General features: G+C 67.2%; 10 protein-coding genes and 1 pseudogene. 5 read left to right on the plus strand and 6 right to left on the minus strand.

Annotation, left to right across the window (positions count from 1 at the left end; all coding sequences use genetic code 11):
* Positions 1-73 precede the first annotated feature (73 nt).
* From ABZ923_RS31415 to ABZ923_RS31435, 5 genes are all read right to left on the minus strand, one after another.
* Positions 74-1702 carry a DEAD/DEAH box helicase family protein gene (locus ABZ923_RS31415; protein WP_361478369.1) on the minus strand — a complete coding sequence of 543 codons (1629 nt, stop codon included), beginning with the start codon at positions 1700-1702 and terminating at the stop codon, positions 74-76.
* Positions 1703-1775: 73 nt separating this feature from the next.
* Entirely contained in the window at positions 1776-4784 is a 3009-nt protein-coding gene (locus ABZ923_RS31420) for an SMC family ATPase (RefSeq protein WP_361478372.1), read from the minus strand.
* On the minus strand, positions 4784-5983 hold the full coding sequence (locus tag ABZ923_RS31425) for an exonuclease SbcCD subunit D (protein ID WP_361478375.1): 1200 nt from the start codon (positions 5981-5983) through the stop codon (positions 4784-4786). The genes ABZ923_RS31420 and ABZ923_RS31425 overlap by 1 nt, the downstream gene beginning before the upstream one ends.
* A 550-nt stretch (positions 5984-6533) precedes the next feature.
* Positions 6534-7277: a transposase family protein gene (locus ABZ923_RS31430; RefSeq protein ID WP_361478377.1), complete on the minus strand. Its 744-nt coding sequence runs from the start codon at positions 7275-7277 to the stop codon at positions 6534-6536.
* Positions 7278-7574: 297 nt separating this feature from the next.
* The gene (locus tag ABZ923_RS31435; protein WP_361478380.1) at positions 7575-8861 is read right to left on the minus strand and encodes an alcohol dehydrogenase catalytic domain-containing protein; all 1287 of its coding nucleotides are present in this window, start codon (positions 8859-8861) and stop codon (positions 7575-7577) included.
* A 798-nt stretch (positions 8862-9659) separates the two neighbouring features.
* Between ABZ923_RS31435 and ABZ923_RS31440 the strand changes: the two genes are divergently transcribed.
* From ABZ923_RS31440 to ABZ923_RS31460, 5 genes are all read left to right on the plus strand, one after another.
* On the plus strand, positions 9660-10574 hold the full coding sequence (locus ABZ923_RS31440) for an ATP-binding protein (protein ID WP_361478383.1): 915 nt from the start codon (positions 9660-9662) through the stop codon (positions 10572-10574).
* A 473-nt stretch (positions 10575-11047) separates the two neighbouring features.
* The gene (locus ABZ923_RS31445; protein WP_361478386.1) at positions 11048-11476 is read left to right on the plus strand and encodes a hypothetical protein; all 429 of its coding nucleotides are present in this window, start codon (positions 11048-11050) and stop codon (positions 11474-11476) included.
* A gap of 1025 nt (positions 11477-12501) precedes the next feature.
* Positions 12502-16260, plus strand: a complete 3759-nt coding sequence (locus ABZ923_RS31450; RefSeq protein WP_361478388.1) for a CHAT domain-containing protein — start codon at positions 12502-12504, stop codon at positions 16258-16260.
* Positions 16261-16283: 23 nt separating this feature from the next.
* Positions 16284-17072, plus strand: coding sequence for a hypothetical protein (locus ABZ923_RS31455; RefSeq protein ID WP_361478391.1), 789 nt, complete (start codon positions 16284-16286; stop codon positions 17070-17072).
* Positions 17073-18200: 1128 nt separating this feature from the next.
* Complete coding sequence (locus ABZ923_RS31460; RefSeq protein WP_361478394.1) at positions 18201-19712, plus strand: SbcC/MukB-like Walker B domain-containing protein; 1512 nt, start codon at positions 18201-18203, stop codon at positions 19710-19712.
* 17 nt (positions 19713-19729) lie between these two features.
* Here the strand turns inward: ABZ923_RS31460 and ABZ923_RS31465 are convergent.
* Positions 19730-19867: pseudogene (locus ABZ923_RS31465) on the minus strand (Cmx/CmrA family chloramphenicol efflux MFS transporter); the annotation flags it as partial.
* Positions 19868-19884: the final 17 nt, after the last annotated feature.

A 19884-nucleotide genomic window follows, 5' to 3' on the forward strand; every position in this document is an offset into this window, starting at 1 on the left:
CCGGACTCCCCCAAGCACCACGAACATCACCCAGAAGAACTGAGAAACCCCAGCTCACAGCCACAGCAACAACTCACAAAAACTGGGCGACGACAACGCGCACCGTGTCGAGGGTGCCCTTGGTGTGCAGGTGGCGTTGCCAGGTGAGCCAGCGGCCCAGGGGGTAGCCGGTGGGGTCCTCGTAGGCTTGGGGGACGTCGAGGTGGTGGTGGGTGTGGCGGTAGCTGCGGGCTGCGGCGAGGCCGCGGCGCCATTCGGCGCTCTTGGGGGCCAGCACGCGCAGGGATAGGGCGAGGGCGACTTCGTCGGCCTGGGTTGGGCGGTCGAAGCGGAGCCAGGCGTCGGGGTCGTCGGGGGGTGTGGTGAGGCGGTGGGTGCGGGGGTCTGACAGGCGGGCGTCGAGGCGGTCGTCGTGCGCGCGCAGGGCCTGGATGGTGCGCCACAGTGGGGTGTAGGCGTCGGCTCCGAGGAGGTCGTCGGGGTCTTCGTCGGCGGTGAGGTAGACGGGGACGACGAGGGTGGCCTTCTTGCCAGCGCCGGGCTTTTGGCGCAGGGCGCGGCCGACGGCTTGGACGGTGTCGACGGGGCTGTTCTTGGGGTCGGCGAAGACGACGGCGTCGATGGCGGGGACGTCGATGCCTTCGCCGAGGACGCGGGCGTTGGACAGGACGGCCGGGGTGTGGGGGTCGGTGTGGGAGGCGAACTCCAGTAGGAGGCGTCGGCGGATCTGAGGGGTGTGGTGGCCGCTGATCCAGTCCGCCCACAAGTTGTCGGGCCGCAGCTCGGTGGGGAGGATTTTGGCGGTCTCGTGCAGGGTGGTGGCGAAGGCGCGGGCGTCGGCGACGCGGTGGTGGAAGGTGAGGACGCGGCGTAGCTGGTGGTCGTGGATTGCGCGCAGGGCGGCGACCTGTCGGCCGGCCAGGCGCAGTCCGTCGATGCCGGCGCCGGGTCCGGTGGCGAGCCAGTCGCGCAGGTGTTGGTCGGTGATGACCGGGACGAGGATCTGGTAGTCGGCGAGCAGGCCGAGGTCGATGGCGTCGGAGAGGTTGAGGTGGTAGGCGACGGGGCCGAACAGGGTTTCGTTGTCCATCGAGGCCACTGTCTCCACGCCGTCGCCGTCCTGGGCGTCGTCGGGGTCCCAGATGCGGGGTGTGGCGGTCAGGTAGAGGCGGCGGGCGGCGGGGAGCTGGTCGTCGTGGTGGACAGCCGCCCAGGTCTTGCCGAGACGGCCGGCGGTGCGGTGGGCCTCGTCGACGACGACCAGGTCCCATGCGGGTAGGCCGTGCTCGCGGTGGGCGGTGACTACGGCGGCCAGGGAGGCGTAGGTGGCGTAGGCGGTGACCGGGCCGGAGCGGGACGGGGTGGCGAGGGCGGTCAGCTCGCCGGGGTGGGTGGTCAGGGGGACGTCGGCGCCGAGCGGTTCGTGGTCGAGGGCCTGGCGTGCCGAGCACACCGCGATAGTGGCGCCTTTGCGGCCTGCGGTGCGCCAGGAGCGGATCGTCTGGGACAGCAGGTCAAGCGTCGGCAGGAGCACCAGCACGCGGCCGCGCGGGGCGATGCGGGCGGTAGTGCGGGCGGCGATCAGGGTCTTGCCCGTGCCACAGGCGGCGATCACGCTCGCGCGGGCGTGGTCGCGGAGCGTGGCGGTCGTAGCGGCTACGGCCTCCTTTTGGTGGGGCCGTAGCTCGATGTCGGGGGCCATGGATGTGTGGGGCTCCGCGGGGTCGGCTGAGTGCTCCAGGAGGGCGGGGGGCTCCGCTCTCCTGGGGTGCAGGTTATTCGGCTGCTTCGGTCAGGTGGGCGAGGGTGGAGCCGGTGGGGCCTTTTCGGACGTGCAGTCGCTGGGTGATGCGGCGGCGTAGTTCGGGGATGTGGCTGATGACGCCGACGGTGCGGTCGTGGGCGCGTAGGGAGTCCAGAACGTCGAGGACGTTGTGGAGGGTGTCGTCGTCGAGGGTGCCGAAGCCTTCGTCGATGAAGAGGGTGTCCAGGGGGTTGCCGCCCGCTTCGTGGGTGACGACGTCGGCCAGGCCGAGGGCGAGGGCGAGGGAGGCGAAGAAGGATTCGCCGCCGGAGAGGGTGTCGGTCTTGCGGGGGCGGCCGGTCCAGGAGTCGGTGATTTCCAGGCCGAGGCCGGAGCGGGCGCCGTGGGCGGCTTGGTGGTCGGAGTGGCGCAGGGTGTAGCGGCCTTCGGACATCAGGCTCAGGCGGGTGTTGGCAGCGGTGACGACTTGTTCGAGGCGGGCGGCCAGGACGTAGGCCTCCAGTTGCATGCGGACCCGGGTGCCGGAGGCGTTGCCGGTGGCCAGGTCGGCGAGGTGGCGGGCGGTGCTGTGGGCCTGCTCGAGTGCTTCCAGGCGTTCGACGACCCCGGCGAGGGTGGTGGTGAGGTCGGTGAGGTCGGTGGTGCGGGCCTGGGCGGTGCTGGCGGTGGTGACCGCTTGCGCGTGCTGGTCGTCTGCGGCGACGCGCAGGGCTGTCGCAGCTTCGACGTCGGCGGCCGGCTGAGCGGCTGCTTCTTGCAGGACGGGGTCGTCGAGAACAATTTGGTGCGAGGCGCGGGCCTCGCGCCATTGGTTGATCTCTTCCTCGAGTTCGTGGAGGTCCTTGTCGCTGAGCACGGCTTGTTCGGCGGCGTCGAGGGTGTCGAAGCCTTGGGATGTGGCGGCGGCGGTGGCTTCGCCGGTACGGGCGTGCAGGACCTGGGTGGCGGCGGTGGCGGTGCGGGATGCCTCGGCTGCCTGCTCGAGGTGGTCGGCGGTGCGGGTGAGGTCGTCGATGCGGGCCGCCAGGGTGGGGGCGTTGCCGCAGGCGGCATCGAGTTTCTCGGTGAGCTCTGCTTGCCGCTGGGACAGGGTGTCGTAGCTGGCATTGCGGGCAGACAGGCCGGCGGTGGCGACACTGTCCTGCTCGGTCATGGTGATGTGTTCGCGGTCCAGCGCGAGGAGTTCCTCCTCGACGGTTCCGCGGTCGGCGGCACGTTCGAGAGAGTCGGCCAGCTGCGCGGCGAGTGCCTCGTGTTCGGTCTTGAGGCTGGCCAGCGGGGTGTCGCCGGCTTCACCGGTGGCACCGGCGGCATTCTCGCGAAGCTGCTGCAGCTCGACCGCGATCTTGTCGCGCTGTTGCTGGGCGCGCTGGTGAGCTTTCTCGGCGGCTTGTTCGTCCTCGCGGGTGGGATGCCCGTCGGGAGCCTGGGCGGGAGCCGGGTGGGAGCACGAGCCGCAGACCGGGCATGGTGCGCCGTCGGTGAGACCGGCCGCGAGTTCGGCGGCCATGCCCTCGGTGCGTCGGCGGCGGATGCCGATGTGGGCCTGGGCTGCCTGTTCGGTTTCCTTCTGGGCGGCGGCCAGGCGCTGCTCGGTGGTGGTGATCTGAGCGAGGTGGGCGTCGCGGCGTTCCGCGGCAGCCACGCGGCCCTTGAGGATCTCCAGCTGGGTCTGGTAGCGGCGGCTTTCTTCCTCGGCCTCACGGGCGGCTTCCCGGCGGGCCTGCAGGGTGGTGCGCCGGGTCGTTTCCTGCTCGAGCCAGTCGCGGGCGGCACGCTGCTGGACGGTGAAGTCCTGCCGCTCGGTGTCGATGCGCCTGAGGTCGGCGGTGAGCTGGCGGAGGGTGGCTTCCTCGGGAAGCAGGGTGTTCAGCACGGCGATGTCGTCGCGCGTGCGCTGCCCGGCCAGGGCGAGGTCGGCGGCGTTGAGTGTGGCGTGTTCGGGGAGCAGCCGGGTGCGTGCGGCGCTTTCGCTGTCATGGGCTCGGGTGTGGTCGGTGCGGGCGGTGCTGACGGTGTGCAGCAGCGGTGCCAGCTGCTGGGCGCGCCGGGCTTGTTCCCGGCGCCGGCCGAGGCCTTCTTGGTGGGAGGTCTGCTCGTCCAGCCGGTTGAGCTGCGTGCGGGCGATGGCGTGGGTGGCCTGCCGCCTGTGCAGTTCGCGGGTGCCGGCTTCCAGGTTCTGGTGGGTGAGCTGGTTCTTCTTTGCCTTCTCGGCCTCGGCCTGGGCTGTGGCAGCGTCGGCCTGGCTGGCCTGGATGAGGTCCTGGGCCCAGGCCAGTGCGGGGCCGGTCAGGGCGTGCGCGGCGTCGGGGGTGGGGGCGTCGTACTGCGATTTCAGGTCCGGGCCGGCGGCCTGGTGGATGCGGGCCGCCAGGTGCAGCACCTCGTCTCGGGCGGCGTCGCGGTTCTTCTGTGTGGTGCGGCTGTGGTCGTTCAGCCAGCGTTCGATGAAGGCGTACCGGTCGCTGTGGAAGAGCTTGCCGAGGAGTTCGCGGCGCCTGGCGGCATCGGCGTAGAGGAACTTGGTGAACTCGTTCTGGGGCAGGAGCACCACCTGGCAGAACTGGGTCCGGCTCATGCCGAGCAGGTCCTTGATCTCCTTGCCGGCCTCTTGGTGGGACTTGCTGGAGGCCTCCCAGTGGCCCTGTCCCAGGGCATCGGTCGTGAACCGGCTGAGCCGGGTCTCGGCCTTCTGGACGGTGTCACCCGTGCCGTTCTTCTTGGGGCGCGTCTGCTGGGGGACGCGGTCGATGAGCAGCCGCTGACCGGCGATGGTGACGTCCAGGGTGACCTGGGTGAGCAGGTCGGCCGGGGCGTGGTGGCTGCGCAGCATCAGGTCGCGGTCGACCGGGGGTTCGCCGTACAGGGCGAAGCAGATGGCGGTGAACAGGGTACTTTTCCCGGCTCCGGTGTCGCCGTGCAGCAGGAACAGGCCGTCGGCGGTCAGGGCGTCGAAGTCGACGGTGTGGGTGCCGGCGAAGGGGCCGAATGCCTGCAGGGTGAGGTGGTGCAGGCGCATCAGACGGTTTCCTTCTGCAGTTCGTTCACGCGGGCGGCGTCGACGGCCTGCTGGAGCAGGGCGTGTTCGTCCGGGTTGGGGGCGGTGCCGCGCATGTCGGTGATGAAGTCGCTGGCGATGTCGAGTTCGCTGCGGCCGCGGAGGCGTTCGGTGTAGGTGGGGGTGTCGGTGGCCTGGGCGGGGATGAAGGCCCGCTCGTGCTTGAGGCTGAGCGTGTCGGGGAAGCGGCGGCGCAGCCGGGCCATGGCCTCGAAGGGCAGGGCTGTGTCGGTGAGCGTGACCTCGAGCCAGGCGTCCTTCAAGTGTTCGTGTGCGGGGTGGGTGAGGAGGTCCTCGAGGAGGCCTTCGACGCGTTCCAGGCGGTGAGGGGTCGGGCAGTCGAGGCGCTTGACGGCGGGAGCGGTGCCGGAGGAGGTGAGGTCGACCAGGGTGAAGGACTTGGTGTGGGTGGCCTCGGAGAAGGAGTAGGGCAGCGGGGAGCCGCTGTAGTGGACTCGGTCGGTGACCTTCTGGGGACCGTGGAGGTGGCCGAGGGCGACGTAGTCGATGCCGTCGAAGACGTCCGCGCCGACGTGCGCGACACCGCCGACGCTGAGGTCGCGTTCGCTTTCGGACTCCGTCACCTGCTGATCTTCGCCCTGGGCGGTGCCGGGGGTGACGAAGGCGTGGGCGATGACCACCGAGCGGGTTCCGGACGGCTGGCGGTTGGTGAGGTCGCTGTGGATCCTGTCCATGGCTGCGGTCAGCACCGCGTGGTGGGAGGTGGCTTCTGCGTCCAGCTGGGTGCGGACCATCGACGGCTCGAGGTAGGGGATGCCGTACACGGCGACCGGGCCGTCGGCGTCGTCGAGGAGGACCGGGACGTCGCAGGTGGCGGGATCGGTGCGCAGATGGATCCCGGCGCGGGCAAAGAGGCCGGATCCGACACCGAGGCGGTGGGCCGAGTCGTGGTTTCCGCTGATCATGATGATCGGTACGTCGAGGTCAGCGAGCTGATGCAGGGCGCGGCTGAACAGGCGCACGGCGTCCAGACTGGGGATGGCCCGGTCGTAGAGGTCGCCGGCCACGAGGATGGCGTCGACGTTCTCGCTCCGGGCCGTGTCGACCAGATGGTCGAGGAACGCTTCCTGGGCGGGGATCAGGTCTCTTGTGTGGAACCGGCGGCCCAGGTGCCAGTCCGAGGTGTGCAAGAACCGCATGGGCACAGACCGTAACCACTGTGGGGGCAGCTGCGGGAGGTTTTCCTGATAAACGGTGCCTCGGGCGGGAGTGCGGCGACCGGCGGTGAATGGTTTCTTTCCCGTCGTCGCCGTGGCTTCCGGACGAGACGGCGCCACCGGGTGATTGTCAGTGGCAGAGGGCAAGCGGGATCGAGGCCCGAGGTTACGGCCGGCAGCATGTGGAGGAGGCGGGCTGGCACGTGTGGACAGCTCCAACGCTGCAGCAGCGCAAGGAGCGCATGCTGCAGCGCCATGCTGGCAGACCGGTCAGGAAGCCAATCCTGGATGCTGTTGAAGGCGCTCCTCAGCTGTGCGGGAACGTCCTCGGCCTTGGCGAGGGTGGTCACCAGCGCGTAGAGCATGTCGTCCTTGCCGTTGGGGCTTGTCTGTTCCCCCTGCTCTTTGATCGTGGTCAGAGCGCGGCCGTTGAATCTCCCGTCGCGGTGTGCGGCGAAGTGCTCGGGGGTCCACTGTGAGTCCGCGGGCCGCGGCCAGGGGTTATTAGCGGCCGCGGCCCACTGAACGCTTCTCATCCTGAGCGCCAGGCGATCTCGATGGCGTGAACGGCGGCGACTGTACGGCCGATTCGGTTGGTGCTGCAGCGGGCTTTGCGGAGGATCCGCCATTGCTTCAGGCGGGCGAAGGCGCGTTCTCCCGGCGCTCGTAGTCGGGCATGATCGCGGTTGAACTGGGCGTACTTCTCGGGAAGGTCTCGCCCGTAGTAGGGGGTGCGGACGGTGGCGCCGGCCCCACGGTAGGCCCGGTCGGCAAGGACCAGGAGCTGACGGGACAAGCATGCCTGGATCACACCGTGTGCGCGGGCCGCGGTCAGGTCATGGGTGCGGCCGGGCAGAGCCCGGGAGAACCACATCGGTGTCCCGTCCGGGGCGGCCACGACCTGCACGTTCATCCCGTGACGACGGTGCTTGATGGAGTAGTACGGCTCATCCGCCGCGATGCGGTCGGTGGCGATCAGAGTGCCGTTGAGGATGACGAACCCCTCCGGTGGCAGGTCGCGCAGAGCCTGGTGCAAGCTCGGAGCGTGTTCGGCGAGGATCTCGACCGTCTCCGTCACGTGCCGGCCGGCGGTGGCGGTGGAGACCCCGAACCCTGCCGCGACCTGGGCCAGGGTCTCGTTCTTGCGTAGGTGGACCAGGACGAGCAGGGCCTGCTGGAAGCAGCCCAGCTTGCGCCAGCGAGAGTTCAGCTCACACCTTCGGGCGTAGATGAGCCAGGAAACGTGCTCGGCGACCTCCTGCGGGACGTCGAGCATGGCACGATACGGGACCAACAGGGCTCCTATGTCGAGATGTTGGCGAGTGAGATCACCAGCGAAACGACCAGGAGCCCTGCCACGTTACGAACCCCGACCACCAGCCTCTAGCACCCGCGAACCGCAGGATGAGAAGCGTTCAGTAAGCCCGTACCCCGCTGGGACAGCGGGCGCCTGTACATTCGGCACTGCTCGGTCGGCGGGAGTCGGCTCAGGCCAGGGGTGAGTTGCCGCCTGGCCTGCACACGCACAGTAGATCTGGCCGACAGTGCGTCCCGGAAGGGATGGATATGCCGTTCATGCACTTACGGCGTCACGCTGGGGCAGCAGGGCGACCTTCATCCCGAGGTGCTCGGTGGGCACCGCCCGATGAAGGATGGCACCCAGTGCCGGACTACGGTCGGGGGTGGTCCAGCTCGGTGTGATGTGAGGGAACCTGCTGATCATTTGCGGGCTTTCGATTCCGGGGATGTAGTGGGTGATCAAGCGGTCCAGGATCGGCAGATGGTTGGCTTCAGTGACCCACCTGGCCGAGTCCTCGAAGATGGTCTCCGCATAACCGCTGTGCCCGCCGACGATTCGCGGATGGTGCTCGCTTTCGCTGTACGCCCACGCTCCATTCCTATGCAGATCTTCGTAGTGCCATGCGCCTGAGTAATCGCGAATCTCTCGTCCGGCAGCGTTCAGGCCGGAGAGCAGGTAGATCATGCCGCGCGGTGCGACGCGTACCTCGGCCTCGGGGATCGTGGTGGGACAGTTCGCGGAGGCCATCACGAGACGGAACCGGTGCTCCTCGTCGAGCGCCGGATCAAATCGCCGGACGCGAGGATCTGACAGCACCCATTCGGCCATGCTTGCCCGGTGGGCCAGCACATCCTTGAGGACGACGCTGGTGCAGCCGTGGTCCAGCAGCACCTGTGCCGTGATCACACCAATCGGCCCTGTCCCCAAGATCAAGACGTCTTGTGTGAAGGCATCCCGGGGGTTGCCGGCGACTGCAGCAAAGGCCTTTTCAATCTCAAACGTCGCAGACCGGCAACAGGCAACCGGCTCCACCAACGAAAACGCGGCCGCGCGGGGCAATGTATCCGAAGCTTCGGTTATTGCGATGAGTTCCTGGTGAACCACTTCAAGCTGTGCGGCCGGGAACGTGCCTTCGCTGCAGAATGCCCCATCCCACGAGAATCCTGCGTGCTGCGTGCAGCCGCGCCCCTGGCACTGATACGTGAAGATTTGCCCGGCCCGGGCGCAGGAGGCGTGCTCGGCCGCGTAGGCGTGTGGCTTCAAGACGACGAAATCTCCCGCATGCAGCCGCGTGACGCCGGGCCCAACCTTCGCGATCACTCCAACCATCTCGTGACCGAGTCGCACGGAGGCTGGCTCGCCGATGTGCTTATGTCCGATGACCGTGTTCATGTCTGATCCGCAGACCGTGCTGGCACTGGGCCGCACCACACATTCGCCGGGCCCGGGCAGCGGAACCATATTGCGGACGATCTCGATCCTCCGACCCCGGGGAATCCTTCTGTGCCGAAGACGCACCTCGAGAGCGGGGAGCGAGCTGAAGTGTTGAGCATTGAACATTTTCTGAACTTCCTACGCGAGACGAAAGCTGTCTTCACCAGGAAGCCAGGTCGGACATTTCGCTAGGTAGGGCGGAATCTTTCACATTCGGTGCGCGAGGCCGCAGCATTACGACGGTGACCATGTAGCGGCCGGCTGGGTGGGGTGGCGGTGCCGCCGGGTGACGTGGCAGCCGCTGAACTCACGTGATCGTCGATGGTGACCCCTCCGCCACACAGGTGCGCCGGCCGAGACCACCGTGATCTCCGGGCGCTTTCGGCAGAGCCGGAACCGCACCTCCTAGGGGTCCTAGTAGACAGTCGGCCGGGGAGGGTAAGTCGGCATCAGCCCGTCTCGGTACCGAGCCGGATCCTGCGCATTCCCAAGGACTGGATAACCCATGACAATAGAACTCAGAGCATCAGGGCGATTAGTCATGTTTGATCGATCGTTGCGAAGCCGTGTCGGCTATGACGTGGCTATCCGGTACACCAACGTTGTGTACCGGGTGGGCGCAGCGGTGCGCGGCAGCTGCGTCTGCGCGCTCTGGGTAATGGTGGTCTGGTTCCCGCCTGAAGCTGTCCCACGTGCTGCGGTCCAGTTGACGGTCGTCACATTGGGTTCGGTCACCACTTGGGCTCACAACCGTCTGGATGTGTTGGATTGGGCAGCAGGCAGCCAGTGGGGTGCACTGAGCGTGGTTGGGCGGCATCTGCAGTCGGTAAAAGGGCGTGCAGCCGTTGATCTATCGGGACTCCTGGAGTGTGTGGGTGTCGTCCTTGCGGCGTTGTTGTATGTGGGCCCGCTTGCTGTTCGCCCTTGCCAGCACCCGTGTATGCACTTGGTCTGGCCACGCTCACCGTTCACGCATGGAGCGCGTTTTCCCAAGCCATGATCGATGCGGGTTGGTACAACCCCGATGCTCAGCCCCCTACGACGCTAGTTCGACTGCGCCCGCTAATTCCGTTCGGCCTATCTGCTGGCTGGTTCGTGCTGTTCGCCTGGCCGCTCTACGTTGAGGGCGATCCTGTTCCGGTGGGGTTCCTCGGTAGTGGCCTCTTGGCGGGATCGTTCCTTTTGCCTCTCCCCTATGCGCTCGCGTTCGAGGTAATGCTGCGGGCGGCCGTCGGGACCTGTCAGGTGGAGGTGGCAGCAAAGCGTCGGGATGACGCAAGCACGGTGCACAGCCTGGTAAAGAACGCGATGCACGCTCTGGTGAGGCAGATTCAGCAGGACCGGTCGGCTGAGGCGGAGACTCGGGCACTCGTCCGAGAGCTCGGCTTCGTTGTGGAGGAAGCTCGGTTGGCCGTGCTGGATCAGCCGACGCCCCCACAGAGCCTCCCGGTCCTCATGGATCGCTTGCGGAAGATCGTGCCGCGTGATCATCGGCAGGACGTCGAGCTCGACCCTGTGAGTGCACGGCTCAAGCTGGGCAGGACCGACTACGGCCTCGTCCGCCGTGTTCTCCCCGACCTGATCACTAATGCCTGGAAGGCGGGTGCCCAGCACGTCGACGTCGTCATCCGGATTGAACAGGGCGAACCTCGGTCGTGGGTGGCCGTACGGGTAGCCGACGACGGCCCCGGAGTACCGACAGGTTTCCTCTCACGCCCTGATAGCAGCTTGCAAGTTCTTGAGCATCACCTTCGGCGCTTCGAGGGAACGATGCAGCACGAATCTCGTCCGTGCGGCGGCACATCTGTCTCCGTTCGATGGAGGTCCTCCGTGCAGTAAGGAACACGTGGAGGTGAGGAAGGTGAGACTGCTCGTTGTTGATGACTACGTCGGCGCGGAACTGGCGTTCGCACGAGCCGTGCAAGACAGGCACGAGGTCGTGGGAGCGCGCGATCCAGAGGCTCTGAAGGAAGTGCTGAGCAGCAGCCCGGTTCCCTTCGGCTTGGCGCTTGTCGACATGGACTTCGGGCCAGGAAAGCCCACTGGGTTGACGGCATTGCAGATACTCACCACCGCGTCTCCATCGACGCGGACAGTCATTCACAGCTCTGACGCAGATGAGAATAGGGTATTGTTCCTTCTAGCCGCCTTCTACTTCTTCGCGCCCTTTGCCCTGCTATCAAAGAGCGCAGGTGAGGACGAGATGCGTTCCCTGGTCGACGCAGCTGATAGAGGAGTCCCGCCCCCCCCTCGACAACGCCGCCTCGTACCGTCCTCCCGCGCCACCGGCACCGCCCTTCATCGTCCAGCTGGTGAGCAAGGACAACGATCTACGGATCTGGCGCGCACTCACACGCTTCAACAAGCGAGAGGAAGTCATGACGGTGGCTCACGTCGGCAGGCGCACGGTAGACGACTTCACGCGGGAGAAATCGCCGATTGTCGACCAAGTGGAGGCCCAATTCTTTGGGCGAGAGCCCTTGCCTCCCCCGCCGGCATACCGTCCGCCCGCTCAGGAAGACGCGGCCAAGACTAGCCTCAAGCCATGGAAAGCCAACCTGGCCAAGCTGGGGGCCTTCGCCTTGATCCATGAGCGCTTTTTCAACGACGCACAGCTCGATTCCTTGTTCTCGCCACGCTGGGAGATGAAGCGCCCGCAGAAGGAACGGCAGGCATCGGAGGCGTCCATCTTCGGACGGGTGATGAGGGCGGGGCATCGCCGAGTGGGTCGGGCGAGATGATCGCCGAGTACGTTCCAGTTGTCGGCTCGGCTCTCACACACGGTCCTTGGGTGGCCGCCGCCTCCTCGTTCGCGGTCGTACCCGGTGGCTTGTTCGTGGTGGCACTACTTCTGGAGCGCCGCGTGCTCACCCCTCGCAGTGAATTCGCAGCGGTAACCTACGGTGATCCGCTGCTGGCCGTAGCCATTGGCCTCGGGGTATGGCTGCTTGGCGACGACCCGCCACGCGGGGCCGCCGGGGCTCCTTTCGGACTGGCCTGCCTCGGCGGATGGCTACTCTTCGGGCTCTGGCAATGGCAGGCAGAACTCCGAGCCGACTTCTATACCCGCGATCAGGCCCTCGCCCCGACCAAGATCTGGCACCAACTCGTCGTCTATCCCCTACTCGGCTACTGGTCTTGGACGGCTCTGGTCGGCGGTCTGCTCACGCCCCGCCCAGGCGGCGCAGCAATAGCAGCCAAGGCAGCCGCTGTGTGCTGCGTGCTCGCCTGGCTGGTCGCCAACCGCTATGACTGGCACCACCCCAGGCTCGGACACCCGCCATACGACTGGAGGCGGCTGAAACCCCGCCCTGCCCCTTGGCCCACTCAGTCAGAGACGCTGCGGAGCGTCGAGCCCTCACGACAACCGCCACCGCGGTAGCACACCAACGCCTCAGCTCAGAGGGCGTTCGGACCGTACATCTTTGTCAACCCATCGCCACGGGCCACGTCACGAATGGATGAACGAATCCCACGCTCGCTGAGACAGGTTGCAGGCGCGGCAGCGCCCGTGCCTGATGTGAATACCTGTTCCCGAAGTGATCCAGCTCCATTTCGCCAGCGTCCGCCAGCCGAAGCTTGAGCGCGCCAGGGGCGCCGTTCGTGGAACTCAGTTTTCCCAGGCGGCCGATCTGGACCCTTGCGAAAGGCGTGATCAGCGCTCGCCGAGCGGCGCGAAGTGCGGCTCGTTAGACTTAGTTTCATGCCAGAAGGCTGAGCGCCTTACAGGACTGGGTGGTTCCTCAGTGGAGCGACCAGGAGCGGGGTGTACACGGCAGGCCGGGGCAGGCTGCGGATGATGATCGGCTGTAACGACCTGCTGCTGCCCCCGGTGACCTGGGGCTACGCCAGGCCGCATTTCGGTACCGGCGGGTCCCGCCGCAACGCAAACCGGATGCGGGCACCGATGGTTGAAGTCACCACCTTGGTGGACAACGTGCTCGCCGCGACCACGCCTGAGGCCTGGCGGAACGCGGTCCAGAGCTTCGGCCCGCGGCTGATGAACGACCCTACGCTCGCCGACGCGGTGCTAGCTCACGCGGCGGCGCTTGAGCGGCAGGGGCGCCGCAGTGACGGGCAAACCTTGCGTCGCTGGTGCGACGAGGTCCAGCGGCGGATCACGGAACAGCAGGTCATCAGCTCACTCCTGCAGGCCGACAGTATTGAGCAGATCGATGCGCTGCTGAGGCAGAACCCTTCCATGGCGACGCCAGGGACTGGCGAGCAGATCCTTGCTGAGGTGCGTCAGATCATGGGCGGCGATTCCCCTTACCCGCCAAACATCGCTGCTCTGGTGGCCGGGCCAATGGTGAGGGTCGGCCTGCGCATCGCCACCTTCATCGGCCGCACCGACCTGCGCGCCCGTTTTCTACTGCAGCGGGCCATGGTCGCCACCCATATGAACGATCACGGGGCAGCACTACGCGACCTTGAGGCTGCGGAAGCGCTGTGGCGATCGATCGGGAACTCGTGCGAGGCCGGCCGGTGCATGAGCATGGCCGGCAACGCGCTGCTCGGCCTCGAGCGCATCAATGACGCCATACAGCGGATGCTCGATGCGGCCCGGCTGCTGGAGGAGTGCGGTGACGATGCGATGCTCGGGCCCACGTACGACGATGTGGCAGGGATCCTGGCTGGCCGCGGTGACGTGGAAGGCACCTTGAAGTACCTGGAGCTGTCGGTGCACCACCGGATCGCTGCGGGCCAGGCCCAAAAGGCTTTGTCGCTTCTGCAGATGGCTGCGCCGATGTGGACGCAGCGGCGGGACACCGGACGTGCACTGCAGTACGCCGAGCGCCTGGTCGACCTGTGTACGCGGGGCCCCAGCGGGCTGGAGCCACCCGAGAGAGCCAAACTGGTCGAGGTAATCCGTGACCTGGCCGTGAGCACAACAGTGCATGCGCACAGCGAGATTGAATTCATGGGCGGCGCTGCCGACACCACGATCGGCTATCAGGCCTTTATCGCCCCTGAGCAACTGGCGATGGCGCGACGGTGGTACGCCGTATTGGAACAGGCTCAACCGCTGGCTCCCAGCGAGGAGAACGCTGCCGTCCTTAATTATCTTGACGCGCTGTTGTGCCTGTCCGAAGGAGAACATGATCGAGCGGTGTGCCAGGCAGAAGCGGCGCTGCGGTTCTACGACGGGCGCGGTGACCGAGACCAGTCCTTGGGTATGGTGAGCCTGCTCAGTCAGGCGGAGTTCGCCCGGGGGCACCCCGCGAGCGCGGTCGCCTGGTGCGACGACGCGCTGGCCCGGCTGGACGCCCGCGGCACTAACGACCGGGACGACCGGGCGATGATCTTGATGCACCGTGGCCACGACCTACTGACGCTCGGTCGCCCGCAGTCGGCCCTAGATGACTTGAAGGAGGCGGTGCGGCTCTCCCAGGACGGGGCGGACCGGATGGCTCGGACAATCGAGGGGGCGACGCAGGGTGTTCTGGGCTTGGTGTATGAGTTTCTCGGCGACGTTCCGGCGGCCCTTGAGGCCGGGGCCAAGGCGCTACGGTGCGCCCGGATGCTCGGGCACTTACGCGGCGAAGCCTCGCAACTGCTTGCGCTGGGGACCCTGGTCGGCAAGCTGGCGACTGGGTGGTTGAAGACCAAATTGTCCCCGGCCGACACGAACCTGCTCGGGCAGGTGGCGTTGGAGGCGGATCCGTCTATGGCCAGCGAGCCGCCTGGACAGAGCCTGGAAGGTATAGCCGTCGCGCTGCTGAACCGTGCCGCGCGGCTGTGTGAGGAGATCCACGACGAGGTGCAGTGGACTAAGGCCAAGCTCAACCTCAGCAACCTGCTGCCGGACAGCGAGGACAAAGTGGAGATCCTCACCGAGATGGTGGCTCACAAAGAGACGGTCGGCGACCGGCTTGGGAAAGCGGTGGCGTTGGCCAACCTGGGCGCGGCGCACAGCGCCCTCGGCCATCGCAAACAGGCTGTCCGGGCCTTGGAGGGTAGTCTGGCGATCTCCCGGCCAGCCGGCTACTTCGAATCGGCAGCTCAGGCTGCTCGCGACTTGGCCGACCTGCACCAACGGCAGGGCGAGGTACGGGCAGCCGAGGTGAGCTATCACGAGGCCGTGGAGATGATTGAGGCGGCGCGGACGCAGGTTCCTTTGGATGACCGCGCCCGAGTGGGCTTTGTGCGCAATAAAGGCCGGGCTTACACAAGCCTGGTCGACCTCCTTGTCGACCGCGGCGCCCACAACGAGGCGCTGGAGATGGTTCAGCGGGCCAAGTCCCGGGCGCTGCTGGAACTCGCTGGAACCTCCGGGCTCCAGCCGACCGTCACGTTGCGCGGCCACGCTGCCGACCTGCTTGTCGAGGAGGACCGTTGCCTGGTCCGGCTACGTGGCACGCCCGAGCCTGACGCAGCGGCCACCCTTGCGCAGCTGAACGCCGTCTACGACGAGCTGTCCAACTTCGACCCGGAGTACGTCGCGATGCGCCGCGGAACCCCGGCAACCGTGCTGGAACTTCGCAACTGGCTGGCCGCGCAACAACAGCCAGTGCTGCTGGTGGAGTACTTCCTCAGCGGGAACTGGCTGACGCTGTTTCTCCTGCGGGCCGAGTGGGACGACGTCCGGGTGAGCCGAGTGCCCTGCACGCCTGAGGAGCTATCAACAGGATACGAGGACTTCCTGCGCCAGGTCGTGCACTATCGCAACGCGGCCGGTGCCGGCTGGACCCGCCTCGGCCAGCTGCTCACCGCGCCACTGGCCCAGTACCTGTGCCCCGGCGACCTCGTGTACCTGGTGCCCCACCGTCGGCTGCACAGCCTGCCGCTGCACGCGCTGCCGGTCGAGTCTCAGCCATTGATCATCGACCATCCGGTCGCGTATGCGCCAGCCTCCGGACTGCTGCCGCTGGCTTCAAACCCGGCCAAGGGCACCGGGCGGCTGGAGTCCTGCGCTTCCTTCGGTGTGGTGTTCGAGGAGGAGGCGAGGCAGGTCGCCGCGGTCTTCGGCACAAAGATTATCGACCCCACCAGCGTGCAGCCCGATGCTGTGGAGGAGTTGTGCACGGGTAAGGACGTGTGTCACTTCTCCTGCCACGGTTTCTTCAACGCCATGTATCCGATGTCGTCCGGGCTGATCCTGCAGCAGGACCACGATTCCTCACGGGCGCAGCTCGAGCACCGCATGGCACCGCCAGATCCGGGTGGCCTGCTCACCGCCCGACAGGTGATGGACATGCGGTTGCAATCGGAGCTGGTCTGCGTGAGCGCCTGCGAGAGTGCCTCCAGCGAGATCGGCGAAGGCGACGAGCTGCTCGGCCTGGCGCGGGCGTTCTTGCACGCTGGCGCCTCTTCCCTGGTCGCGAGCCTATGGGCGGTGGATGCGGACAGCACGCGCGAATTGATGGTCGCCTTCTACCAGCACCTGCAAGACCAATACGCGAGAGACGGAACTATCGACAAGGCGGGCGCACTGCGTCATGCCCAACTACGTCTCATCGACGAAGTCGGCGTTCGATCCTCCTTCTACTGGTCGCCCTTTGTACTCATCGGGGACTGGCGCTGACAGAGCGGAATTAGGAGCAGGCCGTGAGCGAGGACACCGTCGACGTCGAACTGGCTGTGATCGGCTTTGAGCCAGACAAGGGCCCTGGAGAGGATCAGGCTGAGACGCGAACGTTCCTGGGCAAGCGCAATGTCGTCCGCCTCGGGGCACCCCGCTACGGCAACTACCTGGCGGAGCTACGGGGCCGCGGCGCAGCTGTCCCAACGGAGTTGAAACAGCGCAGCCGAGAAGGGTACGGCCTCCAGTACGTTAGGCCCACGCTGACGCTACTGCCCGACCGTGGCTGTGCATTCATCGCTGCGGAGTTGAGTGTCGAGCTACTCACCTCGCCACCCTCGGCCCACGGGCCTGGAGTGGCCGCGGCCGCAGGTTCCAGGGCTAGGCCGATCGCATACGACGTGAGGCCGCGCGAGCTCATGGAGGAGTTTCCGTATAGCCGGCACTCCGGCACCAAGTACGAGCTGGGCGGCGAAGGTGGCGCTGAACTCGGGAAGTTGATCGCCAAGGTGACGGCGGAGAACTCGGTGGAACGCAACGGCGTGCGAGTCGTGCGCCGCCTGTACAGCTACGGGGTGAACTTCTCCGAGGTCGGCTGGCGGATGCAAGCCACCGTAGACCACGAGCTCGCCGGAGACGTACATGATCTGGAGTTCATCGCCCAGGTCCCGGTCGGCACGGCGCTAGTTGGCAAATTTCACATCGCTGCCGACATCGCCATCAACACCACAGCGGACCGATGGCTGACAGCGAGCTTCGGCCCGCGCTCTCCGGGACCGGTGCTGGAGGTCGCGTACCCTCTTACAAGCCCATAAAAGGCCTCGTCCAGCCCAATTGCCGGCATACCAGCTACTTGGCGCTGAGCCGGTCCGTTTCGACTGGACCCTGAGCACACGGGCCGTCTGCGACGAGCTCCCGCGCCGAAGTCCTCCTCGACGAGGCCGTCGCCAAGCCCACCGTCAGCCCGGCTGCACCCTCACCGGCGGCTCCTGGTACAGCCCGTACGACGACCAGTACTTCGACAACGCCCGCAAACTCGACGTCGACCACCTGGTCCCGCTCGCCGAGGCCTGGGACAGCGGCGCCTCCGCGTGGGGGCGAAGGAACGCGAGCTCTACGCCAACGATCTCGGCGACGAGTGCCGCCCCCCCCTGATCGCGGTTTCCGCCGCCTCCGACCGGTCCAAAGCCGACCAGGACCCCTCGACCTGGCCGCCCCCGTACGCCGGCTACTGGGTGCCCCTACGTCACCAACTGGGTCGCCGACAAGACCCGTTACCGACTGAGCATCGACCCCGCCGAGCAGACCGCCCTCAACCGAACGCCTCGCCGCCTGCCCCGACCAGCCCATCAACGTCACCTCGCCCGCTGACGCAGAACATGACCCTAGAAGGTCCGCACCGCCGCCGGCAGGGGGCGGGCCTTCGTCATTCCACTCGGGTGCTGGCTCCGAGGCGCCAGGCGCGCAAGTACTGCCAAGGCTCCTGGGGGTCTTCAGGTCGACGTCCACTGCTCCTTCCCCGATTGGGAAGGCTGGGGCCTCGCCCCGCCCGACACCAATTCTTGCTCCACCAGTTCAAGCGCCTATCCGTTCGCTGGGAACGGCGCCTCGAACTCCACGACGCCTTCGTCTCGTTGGCCTACAGCCTCATCTGCTGGCGACGCCTCAAGAGGGCCCACCCATGAACGCGCAGCGCGACATCACTGTGGCACCGAACCGGCGCGCCCCTCCAGAACCGGCAGGCGCCCGAGGGCCGGGTCATGAGAGGGTGCGGTTCGAGTCGGGACAGCGGCAGCGCCTGCAGCGCACCCATCAGGCCGCTGTGGCGGCCAGGAGACAGTCGAGGCGCTGTAGATCGCACACTGAGCTCATCCAGCGCTGCTCACCGCTCACGCCGCTCAGGCTGGAGCGGCGGCACAGGTTGCTCAGCCACTGACCCAGCCGTGAAGGAGGTGGAGGACGCCGCCGCGGCCGCCTTCTTCGTTCTCGCCGACCCCGCCACACCGGCGGACCACCGGGAGAAGGCGTTGGTCACGCTGCTCAGCGAGCCCCGTGACCGGGTCACGCAACTGCAGGAGACAGTCGCCGCCGGCCGAGCCGAGCTGACGCAGGCAGAGACCGCCCTGGCCGCCGAGCGTGCCTCGCTGGCGGCGGGCACCCGCGCGGCGGCCCAGAGCCGCACGCAAGCACAGCAGGCCCAGCGCCGTCTGCCGGAAGAGCGGCGCAGTGTCCTGGCAAGCCTGTCCGCTCTGCCCGGGCCGATCCGCGCGCATCTGCCCCAGCACCCCGACCTCCTGACGGCGCATGATCTGGAGGCCGCCGCCCAGGCCGTCCGGCAGGAGCAAGACCGTTACGAGGAACTGGCCGAACGGCACACGGAACTGCGCACGCTGCTGCAATCGCTGCTGGCCGAGCGGGAGAAGCTGGCCGAGCGCAGACGCTGTGAGGTCACCGAACCCCTTCACCGCCTGGAGGCCGGACTGCACCGGTGGGCAGACAGCGCGCGCAGCGCAGCCGAGCTGATCGAGGAAGGACAGCATCCGGCGCTCCCCCGCCCTCACGACACCGGTGACGCAACAACCACGCAGGAGTACGCCGCCGCCCTGGAAACGGTCACCACGCGGCTACTGGCATCCCTTGACGAGCACGAAACCGTCGCGCGGGCGGCCACGGCAGACCTGGTTGCACAGCTTGCCGTACACGCCGACGCACTGGCCTCCGCCTACCCCGGCATCGCCGCCGCGCTGATCGCCCCTGGCGCGGATCCCCTGGACCCCGAACTCCTGGACGGCCTGACCAGCCAGGCCGGCACCCTCCGCAGCGAGGCCGCCCGCGCGCTGCGGGAAGAACAGGACGCCCTGTCCCAGATCCCGCACAAGGACCGCCTCATGGCCGCGATCGACGCCGGACAGCGCCAGAAAGCCGCATGGCAGACCGTGGCCGCGCACTTGACGGACGGGAAGTTCCCCGGTCACCTCACCGACCTGCGGACCCGCGCGCTGCTCGCACACGGCAGCGAGCTGCTGCAGCAGCTGTCCGGCGGACGGCTGGGCTTCGCCGACAACTTCGACATCGTCAACCTCGCAAGCCATAACCGCCGCAGCTCCCGGACCCTCTCCGGCGGTGAGACCTTTCAGGCCTCCCTCGCCCTGTCCCTCGCCCTGATGGAAATGCACAGCCGCAGCGGCACCCGCCTGGAGAGCCTCTTCCTCGACGAAGGCTTCGGCACCCTGGACACCGCCGCCCTCGACAGCGCCCTGCAGGTCCTGCGCACCCAGGTCGGCCCCGACAAGCTGCTGGCCGTCATCAGCCACCTGCGCCCCGTCGCCGAGACCGTCAACGACGTCCTATGGGTGGAGAAGGACCACCGCGGCTCCCGGGCCCGCTGGCTCACCGCGGCCGAGCGAGACTCCCTCGTCCGCGACGACCTGCACAACCTGACGGACCCGGCATGACCTCAGACGCTCACAGCAGCCGAGGTGAGCACGCCTGCTGTCCCGACGGTGTCGTTGAGATCGTAGGCGATGTCCGGTAAAAGGCCGGCGAACATGAACTCCGAGGTGCCCATGGCGAAGACGGCCACGGCAAGCAGATACGGCGGAAGACACATCGAGTGGCTCTGGGGCG

Source organism: Streptomyces sp. NPDC046881, assembly GCF_040645015.1.
In the GTDB taxonomy this organism is placed as follows: domain Bacteria; phylum Actinomycetota; class Actinomycetes; order Streptomycetales; family Streptomycetaceae; genus Streptomyces.